Source organism: Comamonas sp. wu1-DMT, from assembly GCF_040187805.1.
Lineage (GTDB): Bacteria > Pseudomonadota > Gammaproteobacteria > Burkholderiales > Burkholderiaceae_C > Comamonas > Comamonas thiooxydans.
This window is the reverse complement of record NZ_JBANEM010000001.1, coordinates 450,176-472,618: the sequence shown is the minus strand read 5'-3', so window position 1 is coordinate 472,618 and position 22,443 is coordinate 450,176. Positions and strand designations below refer to the sequence as shown.

At 61.0% G+C, this 22,443-nt stretch carries 19 protein-coding genes, 1 pseudogene and 2 riboswitches; of the genes and pseudogenes, 10 read left to right on the top strand and 10 right to left on the bottom strand.

The genetic code is table 11. From position 1 onward, the window contains the following. Positions 1–10: 10 nt before the first annotated feature. The 5 genes from V8Z78_RS02185 to V8Z78_RS02165 all read right to left on the bottom strand — a co-directional run bounded on the left by V8Z78_RS02185 (position 11) and on the right by V8Z78_RS02165 (position 6,342). Positions 11–832 carry a (2Fe-2S) ferredoxin domain-containing protein gene (locus tag V8Z78_RS02185; protein WP_046461943.1) on the bottom strand — a complete coding sequence of 274 codons (822 nt, stop codon included), beginning with the start codon at positions 830–832 and terminating at the stop codon, positions 11–13. Beyond that, complete coding sequence (locus V8Z78_RS02180) at positions 829–1,863, bottom strand: ABC transporter substrate-binding protein (protein WP_255443166.1); 1,035 nt, start codon at positions 1,861–1,863, stop codon at positions 829–831. The genes V8Z78_RS02185 and V8Z78_RS02180 overlap by 4 nt, the downstream gene beginning before the upstream one ends. Before the next feature lie 35 nt (positions 1,864–1,898). Beyond that, positions 1,899–3,923: a TonB-dependent receptor gene (locus V8Z78_RS02175; protein ID WP_255443165.1), complete on the bottom strand. Its 2,025-nt coding sequence runs from the start codon at positions 3,921–3,923 to the stop codon at positions 1,899–1,901. Between the two features lie 252 nt (positions 3,924–4,175). Beyond that, positions 4,176–4,434: riboswitch (cobalamin riboswitch) on the bottom strand. 49 nt (positions 4,435–4,483) lie between these two features. After that, on the bottom strand, positions 4,484–5,281 hold the full coding sequence (locus V8Z78_RS02170) for an ABC transporter ATP-binding protein (protein WP_052951092.1): 798 nt from the start codon (positions 5,279–5,281) through the stop codon (positions 4,484–4,486). Next, positions 5,278–6,342, bottom strand: a complete 1,065-nt coding sequence (locus V8Z78_RS02165) for a FecCD family ABC transporter permease (RefSeq protein WP_314352908.1) — start codon at positions 6,340–6,342, stop codon at positions 5,278–5,280. The genes V8Z78_RS02170 and V8Z78_RS02165 overlap by 4 nt, the downstream gene beginning before the upstream one ends. 225 nt (positions 6,343–6,567) lie before the next feature. Then, a riboswitch (cobalamin riboswitch) is annotated at positions 6,568–6,809 on the bottom strand. A gap of 328 nt (positions 6,810–7,137) precedes the next feature. On the opposite strand from V8Z78_RS02165, the pseudogene V8Z78_RS02160 reads away from it, so the two are divergent. Both V8Z78_RS02160 and V8Z78_RS02155 read left to right on the top strand, forming a co-directional pair. Next, positions 7,138–7,633, top strand: a pseudogene (locus tag V8Z78_RS02160) (DUF2721 domain-containing protein). Positions 7,634–7,647: 14 nt separating this feature from the next. After that, positions 7,648–7,977: a hypothetical protein gene (locus tag V8Z78_RS02155; RefSeq protein ID WP_046461945.1), complete on the top strand. Its 330-nt coding sequence runs from the start codon at positions 7,648–7,650 to the stop codon at positions 7,975–7,977. Between the two features lies 1 nt (position 7,978). Here the strand turns inward: V8Z78_RS02155 and V8Z78_RS02150 are convergent, their stop codons facing one another. Next, complete coding sequence (locus tag V8Z78_RS02150; protein WP_349730818.1) at positions 7,979–8,899, bottom strand: HTH-type transcriptional regulator ArgP; 921 nt, start codon at positions 8,897–8,899, stop codon at positions 7,979–7,981. A gap of 91 nt (positions 8,900–8,990) precedes the next feature. Here V8Z78_RS02150 and V8Z78_RS02145 point away from each other — a divergent pair, with 91 nt between their 5' ends. Then, positions 8,991–9,641, top strand: coding sequence for a LysE/ArgO family amino acid transporter (locus V8Z78_RS02145; RefSeq protein WP_003062963.1), 651 nt, complete (start codon positions 8,991–8,993; stop codon positions 9,639–9,641). Positions 9,642–9,699: 58 nt separating this feature from the next. Here the strand turns inward: V8Z78_RS02145 and V8Z78_RS02140 are convergent, their stop codons facing one another. Both V8Z78_RS02140 and V8Z78_RS02135 read right to left on the bottom strand, forming a co-directional pair. Further along, complete coding sequence (locus tag V8Z78_RS02140) at positions 9,700–10,008, bottom strand: hypothetical protein (RefSeq protein ID WP_003062961.1); 309 nt, start codon at positions 10,006–10,008, stop codon at positions 9,700–9,702. 164 nt (positions 10,009–10,172) lie between these two features. Further along, a complete protein-coding gene (locus tag V8Z78_RS02135) occupies positions 10,173–10,649 on the bottom strand; it encodes an Lrp/AsnC family transcriptional regulator (protein WP_003062959.1) in 477 nt (158 codons plus the stop codon). Positions 10,650–10,737: 88 nt separating this feature from the next. Between V8Z78_RS02135 and V8Z78_RS02130 the strand changes: the two genes are divergently transcribed. The 4 genes from V8Z78_RS02130 to V8Z78_RS02115 all read left to right on the top strand — a co-directional run bounded on the left by V8Z78_RS02130 (position 10,738) and on the right by V8Z78_RS02115 (position 17,001). Further along, positions 10,738–11,637 (top strand): EamA family transporter, encoded by a 900-nt coding sequence (locus tag V8Z78_RS02130; RefSeq protein WP_046461946.1) that lies wholly within the window; start codon positions 10,738–10,740, stop codon positions 11,635–11,637. Between the two features lie 465 nt (positions 11,638–12,102). Next, positions 12,103–14,025: a PrkA family serine protein kinase gene (locus tag V8Z78_RS02125; RefSeq protein ID WP_003062956.1), complete on the top strand. Its 1,923-nt coding sequence runs from the start codon at positions 12,103–12,105 to the stop codon at positions 14,023–14,025. A gap of 76 nt (positions 14,026–14,101) precedes the next feature. Beyond that, entirely contained in the window at positions 14,102–15,370 is a 1,269-nt protein-coding gene (locus V8Z78_RS02120; RefSeq protein WP_003062953.1) for a YeaH/YhbH family protein, read from the top strand. Beyond that, on the top strand, positions 15,367–17,001 hold the full coding sequence (locus V8Z78_RS02115; protein WP_003062951.1) for a SpoVR family protein: 1,635 nt from the start codon (positions 15,367–15,369) through the stop codon (positions 16,999–17,001). The genes V8Z78_RS02120 and V8Z78_RS02115 overlap by 4 nt, the downstream gene beginning before the upstream one ends. A 243-nt stretch (positions 17,002–17,244) precedes the next feature. On the opposite strand, the gene V8Z78_RS02110 is transcribed toward V8Z78_RS02115, so the two are convergent. Further along, positions 17,245–18,030, bottom strand: coding sequence for a MetQ/NlpA family ABC transporter substrate-binding protein (locus V8Z78_RS02110; protein ID WP_003055852.1), 786 nt, complete (start codon positions 18,028–18,030; stop codon positions 17,245–17,247). A 167-nt stretch (positions 18,031–18,197) separates the two neighbouring features. On the opposite strand from V8Z78_RS02110, the gene V8Z78_RS02105 reads away from it, so the two are divergent. Beyond that, on the top strand, positions 18,198–18,437 hold the full coding sequence (locus V8Z78_RS02105) for a DUF3820 family protein (protein ID WP_003062948.1): 240 nt from the start codon (positions 18,198–18,200) through the stop codon (positions 18,435–18,437). A gap of 226 nt (positions 18,438–18,663) precedes the next feature. On the opposite strand, the gene V8Z78_RS02100 is transcribed toward V8Z78_RS02105, so the two are convergent. Further along, positions 18,664–20,493 carry a sensor domain-containing diguanylate cyclase gene (locus V8Z78_RS02100; RefSeq protein WP_012838052.1) on the bottom strand — a complete coding sequence of 610 codons (1,830 nt, stop codon included), beginning with the start codon at positions 20,491–20,493 and terminating at the stop codon, positions 18,664–18,666. A gap of 395 nt (positions 20,494–20,888) precedes the next feature. On the opposite strand from V8Z78_RS02100, the gene V8Z78_RS02095 reads away from it, so the two are divergent. Further along, on the top strand, positions 20,889–21,395 hold the full coding sequence (locus tag V8Z78_RS02095; protein WP_034361556.1) for a sigma-70 family RNA polymerase sigma factor: 507 nt from the start codon (positions 20,889–20,891) through the stop codon (positions 21,393–21,395). A gap of 5 nt (positions 21,396–21,400) precedes the next feature. Then, the gene (locus tag V8Z78_RS02090) at positions 21,401–22,354 is read left to right on the top strand and encodes a DUF4880 domain-containing protein (protein ID WP_349730817.1); all 954 of its coding nucleotides are present in this window, start codon (positions 21,401–21,403) and stop codon (positions 22,352–22,354) included. Positions 22,355–22,443: the final 89 nt, after the last annotated feature.

Genomic DNA, 22,443 nt, shown 5'->3' with positions numbered 1-22,443 from the left:
GCAAGAGAAATCAGGGGCGCTTCAAGGTGACTGGTCCGTGGACATGGCGCTCCGCGTTGACGCGGTCATGCAGCACATGGCCCTTGAGGGTGGTCACCATGTTGTCGGCATCCATGGGACCGTACCAGACGCCGTCGGGGTAGACGATCATCAGCGGGCCATGGTTGCAGGGGTACTGGCAGCCGGTCTGCAGCGGCTGCAGCTGGCTTTTCAGTCCCGGGGTTTCGCGTATCGTTCGTGTCAGCGTGGGCCATAGCTGCAGCGCTCCCTTGGCTGCGCAGCGCGGGCCAACGCACCACAGCACATGATGGCGATGCTCGGGCACCAGCGACCAGCCCTTGGGGTCGTGCTCCCATGGATCGTCGCCCAGCACCTCGGGCACATCGGGCTGGCGCAGTGCCTCTTCCACGGACCGGGCCAGCAGCTCGGTCAGGCCGGGCAGCTGCAGCAGCGGTTGACCAAACACCAGACGCGGAGAGGGCTGTGAGGAATCACGTTCTGCACGCCAGCGCATGATGAGCTTGTGCAGCCAGCGGCGCAGCGACGCCTCGTCTGGCACCATCACGGGCAGGATCAGAATGGTCCGGGCGGCGGAACACAGGTCCAGCGCCTCGTTCAGTGTGGGCTGGGCTCGGTCCACATAGGCGGTGCTCACCTGCTGCACAGGCCTGCCCGCAGCAGTCATGGCCGTCTCAAGTCGTGTGGCCAGGTCCCCGAGCTCCGTCAGGCCTGCGGTATAGGCGCCACCCCGGCTGAGCAGGATGATGGCCAGCGAAGGCGCTGCGGCTTGTTTGAGGTCGGCAGGTTGGGTGGTGGGGGGATGCTTGTTCACGGCAGTTCTCCGGCCGCGAATTCGACGGGCTGAACGCTGATCTTGCGCTCGGGGTGCAAGGCGGCGGCCAGGCGCTGCGCGGCTTCGATATTGCGCGGGCCGGGCGTGGCCTCGGCATAGCTCATCACGAAGAACCGGCGATTGCGAACGGCGGAAACCGCTTCAAGCTCCTTTTTTTGCAGCAAGAACTCGATCTTGCCCTGGGCGTCGGGCTGGCCATAGTCAATGATCACGATCCACTCGGGGTCGCGCTCTATCACGTCTTCCCAGTTGCCGCGCTGCCAGTTCTGGCTCAGGTCTGCAAAGATATTGCTGGCACCGGCTTCGTCCAGCATGGCTTGCGGCATGCCGAAGTGGCCGACGGTGACGGGAATCTCCTGGCCGCTGTCGTAGACAAAGACGCGCGGCAGTGCGCGATTGCCTTGCATCTGCTGGCGCAGCTGGGCCTGGGAGGCCCGCAGTTTGTCGATGCGTGGCTGGGTCTGCTGGAGGACGCCAAAGATGCGGCTGATGTTCTCCATGTCCAGCAATGCATCGTCCAGCGCGATGCGCTCGCGCTTTTGCACGCGGATGCAGGACTCGGACAGCACATAGGAGGCGATGCCGTGGCTGGCCAGGCGCTCCGGGGTCACGGCACCTTGGCGAAAGCCATAGCTCCAGCCGCCAAAGACAAAGTCGGCTTCGGCGCCCAGCAATACCTCCAGGTTCATGCCCTGGGATGAAAGATCGGGCAGGCGCTGCAGCCAGGGCTTGAGCTGGGGGCTGATCTCCTTGCTGGAGGGAATGCCCGAGTAGCCGACCAGGCGCCGGCCCAGACCCAGATAGAGAAAGCTCTCGGTGATGTTGACGTCGTGGGTGACGGCGCGCTGGGGAACCTTGTCATAGCGCACGGTCTGCCCGCACACCGGCAACTCCAGCGCCGGTTGATGCTGGCGCGTCGGCGCCGCAACCGCCTGCGGCTCGGGTGCTTTGTCGCAAGCGGCCAGCAGCAGTGATGCGGCCAGCAGCGCCGAGGCACAGGGGCGATTCAAGCAAATAGCTTGCATGGCAACAGGCCTGGGCAACATCAGAAGCGCATCAGAGCCGACAGCTCCACGCTGCGTCCGCGTCCCAGCAGCCATTGATTGCTGCTTTGGGCCGATGTGGCGTAGAGGCGGTTGGTCAGGTTGCGGCCCACCAGACGCAGCGTGGTGCGCGGGTTCATATCCCAGCTCAGCACGGCATCGGTCACTACATAAGAGGGCAGGCGGGTGGTGTTGGCGTTGTCGGAAAAGCGGTCGCCCACGTGGCGCAGGCCCAGCGAAGCCTGCCATGGGCCGGTGCGGTAGTGGCCCCATAGGTTGGCCGTCACGCGCGGAACGTTGCTGGGGCGGTTGCCTGCACGGTCCACACCCTTGCCGCCTTCGAGCAGACGATCGAACTTTGCATCCACATAGGACAGATTGCCTTCGAAGCGCAGTGTCTTGCTGGCATGGATGAGGCCGGTCAGCTCCAGCCCCCTGGACGACTGCTTGCCGCCCTGAACCGATAGTGCCGGACGATCGGGGTCGCGGGTGATGATGTCGTCCTTGACGATACGATAGGCCGCCACGGTCCATTCGCCACGTCCATCGGCCAGTTGCTGCTTGTAGCCGACTTCGACCTGGCGGCCCTGGCTCAGGCTGAAGCCCGATTGCGATTGGGCAATCGACAGCAGGCTGGTGACGGGGTCATGGCCGGTGCTGGTCTGCACATATGCGCTGTTGAGCGCATCGAACTTGTGGGTAAGGCCCAGGCGCCAGGAGGTGCCGTTCAGCGGCTTGTCAAAGCCCGATCCGTCCTGAATATTGTTGCGAGAGAAGGCATACCAGTCGCGGCGCATGCCGGCCATCAGCAGCCATTGCTCGCTGATCTTCCAGGCATCTTCGAGATACAGCGCATTTTGGCGGATGCTGGAGTTCATGCGCGGCAGATAGGCGTCAGGGCTGTCCCAGTAGCCATGCTGCGGGTTGAAGGCCGAAACCGTGGACTGACCGGTGTAGGGCGAGTTGCTGCTGCTGGTGAACTGGGCGTTGGAGATGTCCCAGCCCATGGCGATCTGGTGGCTGGCGGCCTTGAGGTCCAGCCCCATGCGATTGCCCGTCTGCTGCACATCGTGGCCGATTTCCAGATAGTCGGATCGCCCCACCTGACCGGTGGCAGGCTGGTAGTCGTAGGCCTCGATATTCTTCCAGTGGCGATCGGACTTGAAGTGATAGAGCTCGTTGCGCACCGTCAGCGTGTCGCTGGCACGCCACTGGGCCTTGGCACGGAAGCGCTGGTCCTTGAACTGGTCGATGGCATCGAGCACGTTGTAGTTCTTGTTGCGCAGTTCCTTGACGATCTGCCCGTCGATCACGGGCGAGCCGAAATAGCGCTCGGGCTTTTGCTGGCTGATGTCGGCACTGAGGTCCACGGTCAGATCATTGCGCGGAGTCCAGCGCAGCGCGCTCATCAGCTTGCCGCTGCTGGCCTTGCCCAGCTCGCGCTCGCCGTCGGTGCGGTCGCCATAGGCATCGAGTCGGTAACTCAGGGTCTCGCCCAGTGCGCCACTGGCGCCGATGCCGGCATAGGCCTTGCCGTGGCTGCCTGCTCCCAGCAGCACTTCGGTGGAGCGTTCGCGGCTGGGCTGCTTGCGGATGGCATTCATGGTGGCACCTGTGGTGCCGCTGCCATACATCAGCGATGCGGGGCCGCGCAGCACTTCGATGCGCTCATAGCCCCAGCTGTCGCCCGGATAGTTGACGGTGCCCGAGGCCACGCCCAGCATGATGCCGTCCTCTGCAATGCCGATGGAGTTCACTCCACTGAAACCGCGACTTGAAAAAGACAGCCCGCCGTTGCCAGGGGCGCCCGAGGCGCTCAGGCCCACGGTGCGAGTGACGGCGTCGGAGACCCGGTAGTCAGCACGCTCGTCGATCTGCAGCGAAGACACGCCGCTGACACTGGCCGGAAGGTCCAGCACGGGTACGTCCACATGGGACGCTGTGGTTGCCGGCTGGCTGGTCTGCAACTCATGCGAGTGCAGACGGTTTTCCCGCACCGTGACTTCGGGCAGGGACTGCTGGGCCATGCCTACGACCGGGCAGAGCAAGAGCAGCTTGAGTGCGGTGCTGCCTAGATGGCGCAGGTGAGACTTGGAGTTGAGGACGGAATGAAAAGCAGCAGAGGTTTGTGGATGAGAGCACATATCACGAGGCCGAAACTGCCTGAAGGGATAGCTGTGCCGCAGACAGGTCCGCCTTTTTCAGGCATGACGCAATCCACTTTCTGGCCGCTATCCGCACCCCGCAGACAGTTTTCGTAAATACCGCCCCGAGGGGCGGAGTTGAGTCATCGGCAGGCCGGTCTCCGGGCTCACAGGCAATTCATCGCTGAATTCACGACTCGCCTTCCCGAAAGATGCAGACCGTCGCGAGGCGAGGGGCCGGATCATGTCCAGTGGCTGCGAGCGCCGATGCGCTCGCATGAGTGTGTTGACCTGTTTACCGTTGCGGGGGCAGCCAAGGCTTCCTGAGCTTGCGATCAGACCTTGTTCCCGTTTCACTCGCGTTCAAGCGAGCACCTTCCGAAACGAAGCGCCATCAAGGCGCCGCGAGAGTTTATCAGTCCCCGGGCGAAACGCGCAGGGATTTAGAGCAACTCGTCCGGCATGAACTCGATCAGCGGTCTGCCGCTGCGCTCGCTCAGGCGTACCTGGGCACGTACGCCGTAGACTTCGGCAATGGTCTGAGCGGTCAGCACCTGGGCCGGTGTGCCCTGTGCCACCAGCTCTCCTGCCTTGAGCAGGTACAGGCGGTCGCAGTAATGGGCAGCCAGTGGCAGCTCGTGCAGCGCGGCCAGCGTGGTCAGGTCCAGGCTGCGGATCAGGTTCATCAGCTCGAACTGGTGGCGTACATCCAGGTGGTTGGTGGGCTCGTCCAGCACCAGCAGCCTGGTCTGCTGGGCCAGTGCCCTGGCCATGAGCACGCGCTGCTTTTCGCCCCCTGACAGGGTGGAGAACATGCGCTGTGCCAGCGACTGGGCATGGACCTGAGCCAGGGACTGGGCGACGATGCGGAAGTCCTGCTCGCTGTCCCGGGCGAAAGAGCTCTGGTGCGGCGTGCGGCCCATGAGCACCACATCGCAGACGCGCAGATCGAACTCGCTAGCGTTTTCCTGGGTCAGCACTGCCATGGCGCGGGCATTGTCGCGGGCGCTGCGCTGCCAGATGTCCTGTCCGTCTATGCAGACCGCGCCGCTGGCAGGCCTGAGCATGCGGTAGATCATGCGCAGCAGGGTGGACTTGCCGCTGCCGTTGGGGCCGAGCAAGCCGACCAGTTCGCCATGCCGGATATGCAGGCTGATGTCCTTGACTATGGATGCGGCAGCCGTCTGCCAATGCAGGCCGCTGGCCTCCAGCAGGCAGGAAGAGCTGGGTGCGGAACTCACGGATTACCCTTTTCCCGCACGCTCTTGCGGCAAAGCATCCAGACAAAGAAGGGGCCACCCAGCAACGAGGTGATGACACCCACGGGTACTTCGGCGGGGGCAAAGCTGATGCGCGAGAACACATCGACCCAGATCAGAAAGATGGCGCCTGTGAGCGCGGCCACAGGCAGCACGCACCGGTGCTCGGAGCCGACCAGCATGCGGGCGACATGGGGCACGATGAGGCCGACAAAGCCGATCGGACCCGTCAGTGCCACCAGCACGCCCGTTACCATCGAGACCAGAACGAATAGCCAGCGCCTGGTGCGGGTGGTATCCACCCCCAGCGTGGTCGCGGTTTCTTCGCCTGCCAGCAGCGCATTGAGCGAGCGGGCCTGTGCCAGCAGCAGGGCCACGCCCGCAGCCAGCAGGGCGGCCGGCAGGCCCAGCTCCTGCCAGCGGGTTCCAGCCAGGCTGCCCAAGGTCCAGGTGAGCACGGAATTGGCCAGCTCGCGCTGATCGGCCGTCAGCACAATCAGACTGGTGACGCCGCCCAGGCAGTAGGCAATGGCCACGCCGCCCAGAATGAGTCGCGATGCCTGCAGTCGTCCATTGGCATGGGCCAGGAAATACACGGCCACACAGGCCAGCAGCGCACCGCTGAAAGCGCCCAGCGGTAAGGCCAGTTCGCCGGCAAATGCCAGTGCGCCGAAGGCCAGCACGCTCACTGCCCCCACCGACGCACCGGATGAAACGCCCAGCAGATAGGGGTCGGCCAGCGGATTGCGCACCATGGCCTGCATGGCAACGCCCACCAGCGCAAGGCCTGCGCCGGTCAGGGCTGCTAGCAATACGCGCGGCAGGCGCACGCGCCAGACAATCTGGTACTGGGCGCTGCTCCAGCTGCCGGAAGGCCAGTCCAGGCCCAGGCGCTGACCCAGCTCGTAAGCCGTGATTTGCCAGGCTTGCCCGGGGGCGATCCGTACCGGCCCCAGGGTGATGGCCAGAGTCAGAGACAGCAGCAGCACTGCCGTCAACACGGCCAGCCACAGCTTCAGCTGATGGCGTTGCTGGACGAACATCTGTGTCAACGGCTGGGTCATGGCTGAAGCCAGGCGGGCATGGTGCCGGCAGGCCCAAAGCGGGAGGCGAAAGCCTGTGCGAGGTGTCTCATTGTCATCAGCCAGGGCAGAGGGTCTGCATGCTGGTGACGAGATCGGGCGGAGGGCGGGCCTCGCAGCCTGTTGCCGTCACGCTGCTCCCCGCAGACGCTCGTTGCACATGCCGACTGCCGGAACTGGGCCCGGGCGGTCAGCGCTCAACAGGCCGGTATCCGGGCTGGCAGATTGCGCGAGGCATGTCACTTCGCCTTCCCGGCGTTCCCGCGCACCTCCGAAGAGGCCACGTAGAACATCAGTGGCGGGCTTGTGCAAGCGCAAAAGCCATGAAGTGATTCGATCTGCTTACCGTTGCGGGGGCAGCCAAGGCTTTGAACCTTGTTCCCGTTTAACCCGATGAAGTACCGGGCACCTGTTGCATGGGGAAAAAAGCCTGCGGCATCGCAATGCCGTGACTTGTTTCGCTGAAAAATTATATAGCAGCGCATCCAGACATCGTCTGGGAGATCTGGGTGATTCCTTTGAGGCGTCGAGGCGCAGAGACGGGGTGGCCATCGCGTTCAGCGCGACGCCGGTGCTGCAAGGCACAGAGTTCATGCCCTGTGTCGACACCGTCTGCGATCGATATCCGATGCCCAAACAGGCTGCAGCCGCCTGAAATGTCGGTGGCGACTGCTTTTGAGTGGCCGCAGTCAAAACTGAGCTGATATTTGTGCATAAAAATAGAGGCTGAGACAGCCCCCTGATTTTGAGGACACCATGAGCATCTGGTCCATCGACGCACAGACCGTCACCCACAGCATTCAGCTCGCTGTTGCGCCGGTTTTTTTTTCTGACTGCCGTGGCCGGCATGATTGGCTCCGTAGCGGGGCGGCTGGCCCGCATCATTGACCGGGCCCGCAAGCTGGAGGAAAGCCTGCGCACCCTGGACGATCACGACCTGATCGCCCGCCATCTCAAGGAGCTGCATTTTCTGCGCGAGCGCGGGCGGCTGGCCAACGTCTCCATCGCGCTGCTGACGCTGTGCGGCATGTGCATAGGGCTGACCATCGTGCTGCTGTTCGTGGGCCAGGCCTACGGCGTCAGCGGCCACGGCTATGCCGTTTTCAGCTTTCTGCTGGGGGTGCTGGCCTTTGTGCTGGCGCTGTGCTGCTTCCTCTGGGAGACCATCATGGCGACACGCATTCTGGACTTTCATATGCTCACCCAGGCCAGGGCGGCCGTGCGCCATGTGGAGTCCGAGCATCGCCCCTGATTGCGCTGCGAGACATGTTTTTCCTGCCTCTGATCCTGGTGCCCATCGTCTTTCTGATGGCACTTGCTCGCCTCTATCAGATTCCCGTGCAGCTGTGTTCGGGCCGGTTGCTGCTGGTCGAGCGCGGCAGGCCGGTCTTGCGTCTGACCACCTTGCTGGCCTATGCCGGCCTGCTGGCAGGTAGCGGGGCATTGCTTGCGGCCTTGGTGTATGCAAGCTTTTTCGCGGCCGACCGATGGTCGGCCTATCTGCATCTGGTGCCTTATCTGGCGCTTTATCCCTTTCTCTACCTGGCGGCTGCCTGGGTGTTCTATTACGGCCTGAAAAAGTCTTCAGCAGACTGAGCTAGTCCTTCATGGGCTCCAGCCAGGCAGCTGCGGCATGGATGATGCAGTCGGTCAGGCGTTGCAGGCTGGCCTGGGCATTGCGGGTATGGGCCCAGTACATGGGGATGTGGAGATCTCTGCCCGGGAGCAGTTCCGTCAAATCGCCACTGGCCAGCTGCGGGGTGATCAGCTGGGCCGGGTGCATGCCCCAGCCCATGCCCAGTTCCACGGCACGTGTGTAGCCCTGGTTGGAGGGCAGAAAGTGACGCGCATTGTTGCGCCGTCCGTCCAGCCCCAGGCCGTGCAGCCATTGGTCCTGCAGGCTGTCCTTGCGGCCGTAGTACATCATTGGCGCCTTGGCCAGCATCTGGGCCAGCTCCCGATCCGACTCGGCCTGGGCCAGGTGGCGCTGCACAAACTCCGGGCTGGCCACGGCGATATAGCGCATGCGGCCCAGCGGCCAGGTGTTGCAGCCTGCAATCGCCGAGCCCGTGGCCGTGACGGCGGCCATGACTTCGCCTTCCTTGATGCGTTTGGCCGTGTGGTCCTGGTCGTCAATGCTGATGTCCAGCAGCTCGTTGCCATCCTGCGTGAAGGCCGCCATGGCATCTATGAACCAGGTCGACAGGGAGTCGGCATTGACCGCCAGCTTCAGCGTGGGCAGGGCGGTCTGTCCTTCGGGGACCAGCTCGGGGTTCTTGCGTCGCAAATCGTTTTCCAGCAGCGCCACCTGCTCCACATGCAGGCACAGGCGTCGGCCGGCCTCCGTGCCGGTGCAAGGCGTGCCGCGCAGCACCAACACCTGCCCCACGCGTTCCTCGAGCAGCTTGATGCGCTGGGAGATGGCGGAGGGGGTGACATGCAGCTTGCGCGCCGCACGCTCGAAGCTTCCCTCGCGCAATACAGCGGCAAGCGCTTCCAGTCCCGCGTAGTCCAACATTAGAAATTCTTCATTGAATTGAGTAAATGTAATTTTACTTAATTGCTTCGCAGAGCAAGAATCCGGGCCGGTTTGGAGGAGTCAGCGACTCATGGACATGACAACTAATTTCTATTCCGCCTGGATTGCAGGCTTTACGGTGTGTGCTTCGCTCATCGTTTCCATAGGTGCCCAGAACCTGTATGTGCTGCGACAGGCAGTGCATGGCGAACATGTGAAGGCCTGCGTGGCTCTGTGTGTGCTCAGCGACGGGCTGCTGGTTGCGCTGGGGGTGGCCGGCATGGCGCAGATGCTGGCCAGCTATCCGGCATTGGCCCAGTATCTGACGCTGGGTGGCGCCGCATTCTTGCTGGCCTATGGCCTTTTCGCCTTGCGGCGCATGTGGCTGGCCCCGGATGCCGCCATGGAGGCCGGCGAGCGCAGGGCTGCACCACGCGGAATGATGAGCGTGCTGGCTGCGCTGGCAGCCATCACTTTGCTCAATCCTCATGTGTACCTGGATACGGTGTTGCTGATGGGCTCGATTGGCGCCCAGCAGGAGGGTGCGGGCCGCTGGTCCTACGTGATGGGGGCAGCCTCGGCCAGCTGCCTCTGGTTTGTGCTGCTGGCGATGGCGGGGCGCCGTCTCAAGCACTTGTTTGCCAACCCCGGTGCCTGGCGCGTCATGGACGGTATCACCGGTGTGATGATGCTGTGTCTGGCCTGGTGGGTGGCAAACAGCGCTTTGGGAATGGAGATTTGAGTCTCAAGTTGCGCCAGCGCCATTCATTGCAGGCTCTTTCACACCCCCACATCGGGTTTCAAGCCTCTGCGGCTTGTTCCCACAGACCCACGGCTTCGATGAGGTTCCAGCTATTGCATTCAATGCGGTAGTGGCCTGTGGCTCCGGTCTTCTGGCTCTGGCCCTCGATCACCACAATATGCCTGCCATGGCGCTGGGCTTCGGAGAGCGGGCGGATCTTGTCATAGTTGTGCCTCTCGGCAATGTCGCCACGAAAGGCAATCGTCACTTGCTCGCGCCGGGGGAAGTAGTCCTTGGCATATTTGTCCAGAGTGCGATCGGCAACCAGCGTGGCCATATCGGGCGAGGTGGCGGAAGAAGCGTTCATCGTGTCTCCTCAAGAGTGGACTCTTGTTTGTGTGCGGAATCTGAGCCGGTTTATGACGTAATTGTTGCATTTTGTTTCCAGTGGCGCCAGTGCCAACCTCCATGACAAAAGGCAGACCTCGTCCTGCATCAACTCCGGCCGGGCGGTCGCACGGCGGAACCGCCTTATGGCGCAGACAACGGCAGCTGCAGACCTGTCTTGATGCGCTCCAGCGCGATCGAGGTGCTGTAGCGGCGAATGTTTTCGTCCCCTTCGAACAGGCGTTTGCAGATGGCCTGGTAATCATCCATGTCGGTTGCCGTGACGACCAGGATGTAGTCGGTTTCGCCCGTCACATAGAAGCACTGCTGCACAGCCGCTTCGTCGGCGATACGCGCCCTGAAGCCGCGCGACAGATCCGGCCTGTCATTGACCAGCTGCACGGTGATGACCGCAGTCAGCGTGCGGCCCACCTTGACGGGCTCCAGCACGGCCACATTGGCGGCAATCACCCCGGTTTCCTGCAATCGTTTGATGCGCCGCTGCACGGCTGGGGCCGAGAGGTTGATGTGCTCAGCAATCAGACGCTGCGGCATGAGGTTGTCACGCTGGAGCAGGGCAAGAATCGCGTGGTCAAAGGAGTCCAGGTCGGCAGCAGGCATGGTGTTGGATGGGTTGAGAGCGAATCTTGCAGATTCAGGGCTGAAAACGAGCAAATTTCGCGGGTGACATGCAATATCGTACTCACCTATGTCAAAGAACAGCTGGAATCATTGGTGGCCCGTGTTGGCCGTGTTGGGCTCGGTCACTGCACTCGGGCTGGGGACTTCGCTGGCCAAGCAGCTGTTTCCCCTGATCGGTGCCCAGGGCACATCGGCACTGCGAGTGGGCTTTGCAGCGTTGATTCTGGTGTGTGTCTGGCGGCCTTGGCGCTGGTCGCTCAACCGTCAGCAGGCACAGGCTCTGCTGATTTTCGGCATGGCACTGGGCGGCATGAATCTGATGTTCTACATGGCGCTGCGCGATATTCCGTTTGGCCTGGCCGTGGCCATCGAGTTTTCGGGACCGCTGGCCGTGGCCATCTACTACTCACGACGCGCTTTGGACTTTGTCTGGCTGGCGCTGGCGGTTGTCGGCCTGGCACTGATTCTTCCTCTGGGTGGCAGTGCTTCGGGCCTCAACCTGTCCCCGGTGGGTATTGCCTGCGCGCTCGGAGCCGCCATCTGCTGGGCCTCCTACATCGTGCTGGGGCGCAGGCTGGGCCATATCCCCAGCGGCCAGGCCGTCTCCCTGGGCTTGCTGTGCGCGGCGTTGGTGGTGGTGCCGTTTGGTGTGGCAGAGGCTGGAGTCAAGTTGCTGACGCCGTCGATTCTGCTGTTCGGGTTGATGGTGGCGGCCATCTCCAGTGCCTTGCCTTACTCACTGGAAATGCTGGCTCTGCGCCGTCTGCCGCCTGCCACTTTCGGCATCGCGCTGGCGACCGAACCGGCCATTGCAGCACTGATGGGCATGCTGCTGCTCAGCGAGAACCTGACGGCCACGCAGTGGACCGCCATTGCCTGCATCATGGCAGCGGCCATGGGCAGTGCCGTGACGCGCGCAGGTACCAAATCGCCCGCAGTGGATGCTTCGGCAGCCACTTCCGGATGAATACCCATGCTATGAAAAGAGATGCTGCTAGCGCTTGCTCATCAATGCTTTGCCGAAATATTTCTAGTGAATAACCCTTGGAATTTAAGCGGCAAGCTCTGTTTTCTGTAGCTGCAATGGTTCGAAACGCTGCTTGTGCAGCGTTTTTTGTTGCCGCCCAGATTGCCTATAAAGCGATGTTCCGATCAGTTTTGCTAGTCGTCGAAATCTTGAATGATGGCAGATAGATAGGGGGCTTTATTGCTTCCATGAGGACAGACTTCTATGCTCATTTCGAGTCATATTTTTTTGACCGATTTTTGCGCTATCCGGTTTGCGGTTTTGGCTGTCGTGGCTACTGCGTATTTGTAGGAATCTCGGTCTATTCAAATTAGGAGCGAGGTGCTACAACGGACGCACACGGTAACGAATGCCTTGCAACTTTGCGGCACTGATTCGAGCCCTGGTGCCGCCACGGGAGGTCATATGGATGTCATCAGCAATTCCGCAGCACGCTACGTTCGCCTGCGTGAAGAAGAAATGTCGCTGGACGAGTACCTTAGCCTTTGCCAGCGTGATCCCATGGCCTACGCCGGAGCCTCGCAGCGCATGCTGTCCGTCATCGGTGAGCCCGAAATGGTGGATACCCGCAACGATCCCGTGCTGTCGCGTCTGTTTGCCAACAAGGTCATCCGCCGCTATCCCGCATTCTCTGAGTTCTACGGCATGGAAGATGCCATCGAGCAGGTGGTGAGCTTCTTTCGCCATGCGGCCCAGGGCCTGGAGGAACGCAAACAGATTCTCTATCTGCTGGGACCTGTGGGCGGCGGTAAAAGTTCGATTGCAGAGCGTCTCAAATACCTGATGCAAAAGGCACCGTTCTACGCGCTCAAGGGATCGCCTGTGAACGAGTCGCCACTGGGTTTGTTCGACCCCGTGGAAGACGGCCCGGTGCTGGAAGACGAGTTCGGCATTCCGCGCCGCAGTCTGCAGCATGTACTCTCGCCCTGGGCCGTGAAGCGGCTGGAGGAATTCGGCGGAGACATTCGCCAGTTCCGAGTGGTCAAACGCTACCCCAGCATTCTCAAGCAGATAGGCATTGCCAAGACCGAGCCCGGCGATGAGAACAACCAGGATATTTCCAGCCTGGTGGGCAAGGTGGACATCCGCAAGCTGGAGAACTTTTCGCAGGACGACACCGACGCCTACAGCTACTCCGGCGGCTTGTGCCTGGCCAATCAGGGCCTGCTGGAGTTCGTGGAAATGTTCAAGGCTCCGATCAAGGTGCTGCACCCCCTGCTGACGGCCACGCAGGAAGGCAATTACAAGGGCACGGAAGGCTTTGGCGCGATTCCGTTTGACGGCGTGGTGCTGGCGCACAGCAATGAAAGCGAATGGAAGGCCTTCCGCAACAACCGCAACAACGAGGCGTTTCTCGATCGTATCTACATTGTCAAGGTGCCTTACTGCCTGCGCGTGAGCGAGGAAGTCCGCATCTACGAGAAGCTGATCCGGGAGTCTTCGCTGGCCAACGCCATCTGCGCGCCTGGCACGCTCAAGATGATGGCGCAGTTCTCCGTGCTCACGCGCCTCAAGGAGCCAGAGAACTCCAGCATCTTCAGCAAGATGCAGGTCTATGACGGCGAAAGTCTCAAGGACACTGATCCGCGCGCCAAAAGCTATCAGGAATACCGTGACTACGCGGGCGTGGACGAGGGCATGGAGGGCATCTCCACCCGCTTTGCCTTCAAGATACTGGCCAAGGTCTTCAATTACGACAGCACCGAAGTGGCGGCCAATCCCGTGCACCTGATGTATGTGCTGGAGCGGCAGATCGAGCGCGAGCAATTTCCGGCCGAGCTGGAGACCAAGTACATAGGTTTCATCAAGGAATATCTGTCCCAGCGCTATGCCGAGTTCATCGGCAAGGAAATCCAGACTGCCTATCTGGAGAGCTATAGCGAGTACGGTCAGAATATCTTTGACCGCTACGTCACCTACGCCGATTACTGGATTCAGGACAGCGAATACCGCGACACCGATACCGGCGAGGTGTTCGATCGCAATGCGCTCAATGCCGAGCTGGAGAAGGTGGAAAAGCCGGCCGGCATTGCGAACCCCAAGGACTTCCGCAACGAGATCGTCAACTTCGTGCTGCGGGCCAGGGCCAACAACCAAGGCAAGAACCCCAGCTGGACCAGTTACGAGAAGCTGCGCGTGGTGATCGAGAAGAAGATGTTCTCCAACACCGAGGAGTTGCTGCCGGTGATCAGCTTCAACGCCAAGGCCAGTGCCGAAGATGCGCGCAAGCATGAGGACTTCGTCACTCGCATGGAAGCCAAGGGCTATACGCCCAAGCAAGTGCGTCTGCTTTGCGAGTGGTATCTGCGCGTGCGCAAGAGCAGCTGACAGCGGTGTCGGTGGCCCGGCACGGCCACCGACAGGACGGTTGAGTTGAGAACAGCCCCTGGAGATGGGAGCACAGATGGCACTGCATATCATCGACCGCAGGCTCGCAGGCAAGAATAAATCGGTGGGCAACCGCGAGCGGTTTGTGCGGCGTTTCAAAGAGCAGATCGCGGAGGCGGTGCGCAAAGCCGTGTCTGCGCGCGACATCCGCCATATCGATCAGGCGGAAAGCATCACCATTCCGAAAAAAGACATTCAGGAGCCGGTCTTCAGGCATGGTCAGGGCGGTATCCGCGATATGGTGCTGCCTGGCAATCGCGAGCATGTGCGCGGTGACCGCATTGCCCGGCCGCCTGGTGGGGGCGGCGGTTCGGGGTCGCAGGCCAGCGATAGCGGTGAGGGGCAGGATGACTTCACTTTCACCTTGACCAAGGAAGAGTTCATGGAGCTTTTCTTTGAAGATCTGGCGCTGCCGCGCCTGCTGCGCAACCACATCGGCAATACCTTGCAATACAAGACAAGGCGCGCCGGCTACAGCCATGACGGCACGCCCAGCAATCTGGCGCTGGTGCGCACGATGCGCGGCGCCCTGGGGCGGCGCATTGCGCTGACCAAAGCTCCGCACCGTGAGCTCAAGGTACTGGAAGAACAGCTTGAAGCTCTGCTGGCGCAGGATGACGGCACCAGTGAGTCAGTAGCCGAGCTGCAACGCCGTATCGATACCTTGCGTGAGCGTATCGGCGCAGTGCCTTTCCTTGAACAACTGGATCTGCGCTTTCGCAATCGCAGCAAGGTGCCCGTGCCCAGCAGCCAGGCCGTGATGTTCTGCGTGATGGACGTGTCCGGCTCCATGGATCAGGAGCGCAAGGAGCTGGCCAAGCGCTTTTTCATCCTGCTGTATCTGTTTCTCACAAGGCATTACGACAAGATCGAGATTGTTTTCATCCGCCACCACACCCAGGCGGCGGAAGTCACCGAAGACGAGTTCTTTCACTCCACGGAAAGCGGCGGCACGGTAGTCAGCAGCGCGCTGGTCCTGCTCGAACAGATCATCAGGGCCCGCTACCCGGTCAACGACTGGAATATCTATGTCGCCCAGGCCAGCGATGGCGACAACTTCAGCGACGACGGCGGCAAATGCCACAGCCTTCTGGCCGAAAGAATATTGCCGCTGGTGCGCTACTACGCTTACCTGCAAGTGGTGCTCGAGGAGCAGAGTCTCTGGGAAGAGTACAGCCGCCTGCTACCGCTGTTCCCCCATTTCGCCATGCGCAAGGTATCGGCAGCCAACGAGATCTACCCGGTGTTCCGCGATCTCTTCAAGAAGGATGGGGTATCGATATGAACCTCAATCTCTATCCCGTGCTGGATCTCAGCGCCAGCAGAAAGGCCGGAAATTCGCATGCCCAGGGGGAGCCGCGCTTTCGCGATGTGCCGCAGGCACCTTTGATGGCATCCCAGCGACCGGCGTCTCCCTTGCCCGACCCCAGCGACTGGACTTTCGAGCTGATCGAACAGTATCACGCGGCGATTGCTGCCACGGCTGAGCGCTACGGCCTGGATACCTATCCGAATCAGCTGGAGATCATCACGGCCGAGCAGATGATGGATGCCTATTCCAGCGTGGGCATGCCGGTCAATTACCGGCACTGGAGCTATGGCAAGGAGTTTCTGGCCACGGAGCGCCGCTACCGACGAGGCCATATGGGATTGGCCTATGAGATCGTCATCAATGCCAACCCCTGCATCAGCTATCTGATGGAGGAGAACAGCACGGCCATGCAGGCCCTGGTGATTGCGCATGCGGCCTATGGACACAACAGCTTTTTCAAGAACAATTATCTGTTTCGCATGTGGTCCGACGCGGGCAGCATCATCGACTATCTCGTCTATGCGCGCGACTATGTGGCGCAATGCGAGGAACGCTATGGCTTCGACACCGTGGAGCAGTTGCTGGATTCCTGCCATGCGTTGTCGAACTTTGGTGTGGACCGCTATTGCCGTCCCTCGCATAAAAGCCTGTCGCGCGAGCGCGCCGAGAGAGAGGCACGTGAAGCCTATGTGCAGCAACAGGTCAATGTGCTGTGGCGCACGCTTCCTGCCCGAAGGGACAAGGACAAGGACAGCACGACGCAAGGCAGCGAGCGCTTTCCCAGAGAGCCCGAAGAGAACATCCTCTATTTCATCGAGAAGAACGCTCCCTTGCTCGAACCCTGGCAACGAGAGATCGTGCGCATCGTGCGCAAGATCGCCCAGTATTTCTATCCGCAGCGCCAGACTCAGGTGATGAACGAGGGCTGGGCCACCTTCTGGCATTACACATTGCTCAACACTCTGTATGACGAGGGTTGGCTGACCGATGGCGTGATGCTGGAGTGGCTGTCATCGCATACCAATGTGATCTACCAGCCGCCCGCTGGCCACCGGGCCTTCAGCGGCATCAATCCTTATGCGCTGGGCTTTGCCATGTACCGTGATATTCGGCGGATCTGCGAAAAGCCGACCGAGGAAGATCGCCGCTGGTTTCCCGACATGGCTGGTACGCCCTGGCTGCCGGCGCTGCACCACGCCATGCGCAATTACAAGGACGAGAGCTTTGTCGGCCAGTTTCTGAGCCCGCACCTGATACGCGACATGCGTTTGTTCTCTCTGCACGATGACCCTGAGGAACGTGATGTTCTGGTCAGTGCCATTCACGATGAAGATGGCTACCGCACACTGCGCCAGTTGCTGTCTCAGCAATACGACCTGGGGACGCGCGAACCCAATATTCAGGCCTGGAGTGTGAATCTGCGCGGCGACCGCAGTCTTACTCTGCGGCATACCCAGTACCAGGGCAGGCCGCTGGCAGAAGATGCACAGGAGGTTCTCAAGCATGTGGCTCGCCTGTGGGGATTTGGCGTGCATCTGGAAAGCGTCAACGGCGATGGCGAGACACCGGTTTTGCTGCACTCGGTGCCTGCACCCTCGCATTGAGAAATCTCAAGTGGAAGTTGCTTTAAGCCCTTGCCTGTAGAGCGCTATAAGCGATCAAATCAAAAGAAAAAGCGCTGCAGAAGCAGCGCTTTTTTCTGGCTCAGGTCGTCAAGTGTGGCCGGTGGCCGGTTCTGTCCGGCCCCGGGGCCACAGCAGGTGCCTGTGCCCACCGTGCTCTTCGCAGCGCGACCGTCATCCCCTGTAGAGGATGGGGGGCACCAACGTTTCTAAGGCCTTTGCGAATCAGAACGCGGGAACCACGGCGCCCTTGTACTTTTCCTGAATGAACTTCTTGGTGTCTGCAGAGTGCAGAGCGCTCATCAGCTTGGCAATGTCGGCGCCGTTGGCGCGATCCTTGCGGGCCACCACGATATTGGTGTAGGGCGAATCGGCACCTTCGATGAACAGGGCATCCTTGGTGGGGTTGAGCTTGGCTTCGATTGCGTAGTTGGTGTTGATCAGGGCCAGGTCGACATCAGCCAGTGCGCGGGGCAGCAAAGGCGCTTCCAGTTCCTTGAACTTCAGCTTCTTGGGGTTCTTGACGACGTCCAGAGCAGTGGGGGTCAGGCTCTTGGGATCCTTGAGCTCGATCAGACCATGCTTGGCCAGCAGAATCAGTGCACGGCCGCCGTTGGAGGGGTCGTTGGGAATGGCCACGGTAGCGCCATTCTTCAGATCCTTGATGTTCTTGATCTTGCTGGAGTAGGCACCGAAGGGCTCCACATGAACCTTGCCGTTGGGTACGGCCACCAGCGAGGTCTTGCGGTCCTTGTTGTAGCTGTCCAGATAGGGCTGGTGCTGGAAGAAGTTGGCATCCAGCTGCTTGTCTTCCACGGCAGCATTGGGCTGCACGTAGTCGCTGAACTCCTTGATTTCCAGATCGATGCCCTGAGCCTTCAGTGCGGGCTTGATGTGATTGAGGATTTCGGCGTGAGGAACGGCCGTGGCGCCCACCTTGAGCACGTCAGCAGCCTGGGCCGACAGCGCCAGAGTGGCAATAGCGATAGCAGAGAGAGCTTTCTTCAACATTGGTTCTGACCTTCTTCAGCAAGTTGCAATAAATTCCGGGCCTCATCTGGACCGCAGCGAACTAAGGTGCATAGTCTAGTGCCGTGTACCGACGTCTGCAGGACATTTTTCTTATTTGGTTATAAGAGCGTCGTTTTTTATACAAAATCTGATTTCGATTGACTGCCATGAATCCCGAAATGCTGGAGCGCCTGGTGCGCGTGCCTATGCCTTATGGCAAGTACAAGGGCCGTTTGATTGCCGATCTGCCCGGCAACTACCTCAACTGGTTTGCCCGCGAGGGCTTTCCCAAGGGCGAGATCGGTCAGTTGCTGGCCTTGATGCAGGAGCTTGACCACAACGGACTCAGCGCCTTGCTGGAGCCCATTCGCAAGGCTGCAGGGCTGCCGCCAAGAGCACAGGAATAGGCAAGAGAGGGCTGGCTGCGGTCGGCCAGATGAATATGCGGCAGGCGGGCCTGCAAAAGCCCTGGCAGTTTGCCTTTGGCCGGAAGCAGGTGACTGGCCCTTGGGCTTGGCCGACTGCGGCCGCGGCCAGGCCGCGAGTCTCCAAAATGACCTGCTTTGGCCTTGACGGCGTTGTCAATCATAGGCTCTGGACATATACAGATGCAGCTGGTCGCAGGGTATGGCCTCAAGCCTCGGAGTCTTGCGAGAGGTCCGAATGCTGAACAATGCGTCCCTTGCCTGCATGTTTGGCCGAGTACATGGCCTCGTCCGCACTCTGCATCAGGTTGGCCGAGGAACTATCTGCGGTGCTGATGGAGATACCGATGCTGCTGCCGACTTGCACCATCACTCCACCATTCAGTGCAATGGGCTGGCGCACGGCTTCCATGCAGCGCTTCATGACAGACATGGCCTCACCGGGAGTGTGCAAGCCCGATAGCAGCACCACGAACTCATCGCCGCCCAGGCGGGCAACGCAGTCGCCGGCACGAGCCTGGGCCGTCAGTCGGGCAGCCACCACACGTAAAACCTCATCGCCTGCGTCGTGACCCTGGGTGTCGTTGACCTGTTTGAAACCATCCAGATCCATGAAGCACACTGCAAGCATCTGGCCGTCTGCCAGCTCCTGGTTCAGCGTTTCCTCAAGTGCTCGGCGGTTCGCCAGACCCGTCAGAGCGTCGTGGTTGGCAAGGTGATTGGCGGCTTGTTCGCCTCGCTTGAGGGCGTCAATGTCCACCAGAATCCACAGCGACTCTTCGGCATTCAGCAGTGTGCCGGATGCATCCACCCACAAAAGCTTGCCCTCGGCATTCTGCACCTGGAACTGAGCGTGAAATTTGCCCCGAGCCAGCAAAGAGCCATAGGCTTTTTCGCCGATACGCCTGTAAGAGGCTTCGTCGGGGTAAAGCATGCGCGTGGATGCACCCTGCAGTGCAGCTGCTGGCTGCTTGAGCAGACGGCGCATGGCGGGGTTGGTCCAGACGATCTTGCGCTCGCGCAGGCGAGCCATGCCGATCAGGTCATTGTTGATGACCAGTTCCTGCTCTTTGCGGATGCGGCGTTCACGCTGCTGCAGCCGGTACAGGGCTACCGAACCCAAAGCAATCAGGGCAATGCACAAGCCGGCGAGACCCCATGCACGCCAGGCGGAGGCGCGCCACATGGCCATATAGGCTTCCGTACCCAGCCCGGTAAACACCGTCAGAGGATATCCGGGCAGCCGATGGTAGGCCGTGATGCGCTCCACGCCATCGATCAGGGTCGGTGTGATGTACCAGCCTTCCTCGCTGTTGCGGCTGATGGCCTGGTGATATTCGGACGAGACAGCGGCCTTGCCGATACCTGCGTCGGCATCCTGGCTTGCAGCCGGATAGCGCGCGACCAGCAGTGCCTGATCGGTGCGCAATGCCATGGCGCTGCTGGTGCCGAACGACTGGCGCTGGAATAGCTGGTGAAAATGTTCGGCCGCGACAATGGCATAGACGATGCCCTGAAACTGGCCGCCCTCGGCCTGAAGACGCCTTGCCAGCACGATAGACCATTTTCCGAAGGAGTGGCTGATCAGAGGCTCGGACACCACCATTCGGTCCGTTGCGCGGGCTTGAGCGAAATAGGCGCGTTCCGCCACTGAAAACGGCACATCAATTTCGCTGGGAGTGATGAGTACCTCGCCAGCACTGTCTGTGATGCGCAGGGCGGTGACAAAAGGAATCAGGGCACGCTGTTCCTGAAGCATTTCGTACAAGGCAAAGTTGGCCGCGGAAAGTCCGTCAAGGCTGCGTGCGCGGTAACGACTGGCAATCGATGACAGAGCGTTGTCCACCAGTCGCACCTCTGCAGCCAGCTCCAAGCTCAGGCTGCGCGCTTGGTGCCTGGTGACGGCTACTCCCAGGTCCATGTCCGCGCGGTAATTGGCATGCACGCCAAGCCAGGTGGCAAAGCACAGCAAGGCCGCTACCAGCAGGTTGCCGAGCACGATGCGATGCAAAAGCTTGTGAGAGCGAAAGCTTGTCATCTTGATTCTTGAGGTCCTTGAATACCAACCTGGGTCGGAAACGGCTCGGTTCCGGACACTTGCATCAACCACCTGCCGAGTAAAGCATCGCAGAGCTCAACAGCGCAATAGTCTTGCAATCATCCAGCAGGTGTCGGGAGCTTGCTGCGAGCATGCTCCCGAGAGGGGCGCCGCCTGCGCGAATGGCCAGAAGTGGGGCTCCAGGCATCGATGTGTTCCTGGTGCGTGATTGTGCAGGGGCGAGCCCTTTCTCCATGCTTGTCGCGGGCACAAGGCGATGCGTTCCGGCAGATGAGGGCTCTGAAGCATATGCGGAAATAGTGAAGGCCTTGAGAAAATCTGAAATGAGAATTGATATCATTTAAGGTCTTTTTGAGATCTATTCCCATTGCACCATGCCCGTTGTCGAAACAGCCTCCCATCGTGAAGTCGCAGCGCTTTACACAGATCATCACGGTTGGTTGCAGGGCTGGTTGCGCCGAAAGGTCGGCAATGCCTTTGACGCAGCAGATCTGACGCAAGACACTTTTGTCCGTATCCTGGGCGTGCGTGAGCCGCCGCGTCTAGAGTCGCCGCGTGCTTATCTGACCACCGTGGCCAAAGGGGTGCTTGTCAACTGGTGCCGGCGGCAGGCGCTGGAGCGTGCCTATCTGGAGGCTTTGGCCCTGTTGCCGGAACCTGAAGCACCGTCGCCGGAGCACCGGGCCCTGGTGCTGGAGGCCCTGCATGAGATAGATGCCATGCTTGATGCCTTGCCGCCGCTGGTACGGCGCACTTTTCTGCTTTCGCAGCTGGAGGACATGAAGTACGACGATATCGCCTCGCAGCTGGGCGTATCGCTGACCAGCGTCAAGCGCTACATGGCCCAGGCTTTCAGGCAGTGTCTGGCGTTGATGGAATGACTGCAATGGATGCACGTTTGCTGGACGAGGCTGCGGATTGGCTGGTCCGTCTGAACGATGAAGGCCTGACGGCTGCCGAACGCGTTGCCTTCGAGCGCTGGCGCCAGGCCAGTCCGGCCCATGAAGGTGCCTGGATGCGGGCCGAGCGGCTGATGGACAAGCTGGGCGGGTTGCCGCCGGCGCTGGCCATGCCGGCGCTGGGCCGATCACAGCGTCGCAGCCGACGGGCCGCTGTGGCCAGGCTGGCTGTTTTGCTGGCCGCCGTGCCTGGTGGCTGGATGAGCTGGCGTTTGGCACAGCAGCAGGGGTGGGCAGCCGACCTGCGTACTGTCGCGGGCGAGCAGCGCCTCGTGACATTGGCCGACGGCAGCCGTTTGCTGCTGGATACAGGAACGGCCGTCGATGTCCGGTTTGATGCTCATCAGCGCCTGATACATCTGCACCGGGGCTCGATCTTGCTGGAAACTGCTGCCGATCCCAGTGGTGTGGACCGGCCGTTGCTGGTGGCGACGGCCGTGGGGCGCCTGAGGGCGCTGGGCACACGCTTTTCGGTGCAGCAGAACAGCGAGGGCAAATTCGTGGATCTGGCCGTAACCCAGGGTGCGGTCGAAGTCACATTACTCGGAGCCTCCCGGCCAGCGCTGGTGGTGCCCGCGGGCAACTGGGCGAGGTTGACTGCGCTGGGAGCAGGGGAGCTGCAGGCGGTACGACCGCAGCAACTGGCCTGGGTGCACGGCATGCTGGTGGCGGACGCCATGCCCATGGCAGAAGTCTGCGCCCAGCTGTCGCGTTACCGGCCCGGCCTGCTGCACTGTGCCCCGGATGTGGTGTCCATCAAAGTGTCGGGCGCGTACCCTTTGGCCGATACCGACCGGGCCTTGGCCATGCTGGCCGAAACCTACGCCGTGACGGTGCACCGGCGCTGGCAGGGTTACTGGGTCACGGTGGCGGCCCGCTGAGTTTACAAGCAAGGCATCTTCAAAAAAAAATGCACGAAGGTGAGACTTTCCGGGAAGTTGTTTGGCAAGCAAGGTGAACCACTCATTTT

Bases quoted from the DNA above. Each gene is read 5' to 3' on its own strand.
- V8Z78_RS02150 (WP_349730818.1), bottom strand. From the start codon at position 8,899: ATGTTGGACTACGCGGGACTGGAAGCGCTTGCCGCTGTATTGCGCGAG.
- V8Z78_RS02115 (WP_003062951.1), top strand. From the start codon at position 15,367: ATGAACCTCAATCTCTATCCCGTGCTGGATCTCAGCGCCAGCAGAAAG.
- V8Z78_RS02135 (WP_003062959.1), bottom strand. From the start codon at position 10,649: ATGCCTGCTGCCGACCTGGACTCCTTTGACCACGCGATTCTTGCCCTG.
- V8Z78_RS02100 (WP_012838052.1), bottom strand. From the start codon at position 20,493: ATGACAAGCTTTCGCTCTCACAAGCTTTTGCATCGCATCGTGCTCGGC.
- V8Z78_RS02120 (WP_003062953.1), top strand. From the start codon at position 14,102: ATGGCACTGCATATCATCGACCGCAGGCTCGCAGGCAAGAATAAATCG.
- V8Z78_RS02165 (WP_314352908.1), bottom strand. From the start codon at position 6,342: ATGTTCGTCCAGCAACGCCATCAGCTGAAGCTGTGGCTGGCCGTGTTG.
- V8Z78_RS02155 (WP_046461945.1), top strand. From the start codon at position 7,648: ATGTTTTTCCTGCCTCTGATCCTGGTGCCCATCGTCTTTCTGATGGCA.
- V8Z78_RS02110 (WP_003055852.1), bottom strand. From the start codon at position 18,030: ATGTTGAAGAAAGCTCTCTCTGCTATCGCTATTGCCACTCTGGCGCTG.
- V8Z78_RS02095 (WP_034361556.1), top strand. From the start codon at position 20,889: ATGCCCGTTGTCGAAACAGCCTCCCATCGTGAAGTCGCAGCGCTTTAC.
- V8Z78_RS02145 (WP_003062963.1), top strand. From the start codon at position 8,991: ATGGACATGACAACTAATTTCTATTCCGCCTGGATTGCAGGCTTTACG.
- V8Z78_RS02090 (WP_349730817.1), top strand. From the start codon at position 21,401: ATGGATGCACGTTTGCTGGACGAGGCTGCGGATTGGCTGGTCCGTCTG.
- V8Z78_RS02175 (WP_255443165.1), bottom strand. From the start codon at position 3,923: ATGGCCCAGCAGTCCCTGCCCGAAGTCACGGTGCGGGAAAACCGTCTG.
- V8Z78_RS02140 (WP_003062961.1), bottom strand. From the start codon at position 10,008: ATGAACGCTTCTTCCGCCACCTCGCCCGATATGGCCACGCTGGTTGCC.
- V8Z78_RS02125 (WP_003062956.1), top strand. From the start codon at position 12,103: ATGGATGTCATCAGCAATTCCGCAGCACGCTACGTTCGCCTGCGTGAA.
- V8Z78_RS02105 (WP_003062948.1), top strand. From the start codon at position 18,198: ATGAATCCCGAAATGCTGGAGCGCCTGGTGCGCGTGCCTATGCCTTAT.
- V8Z78_RS02130 (WP_046461946.1), top strand. From the start codon at position 10,738: ATGTCAAAGAACAGCTGGAATCATTGGTGGCCCGTGTTGGCCGTGTTG.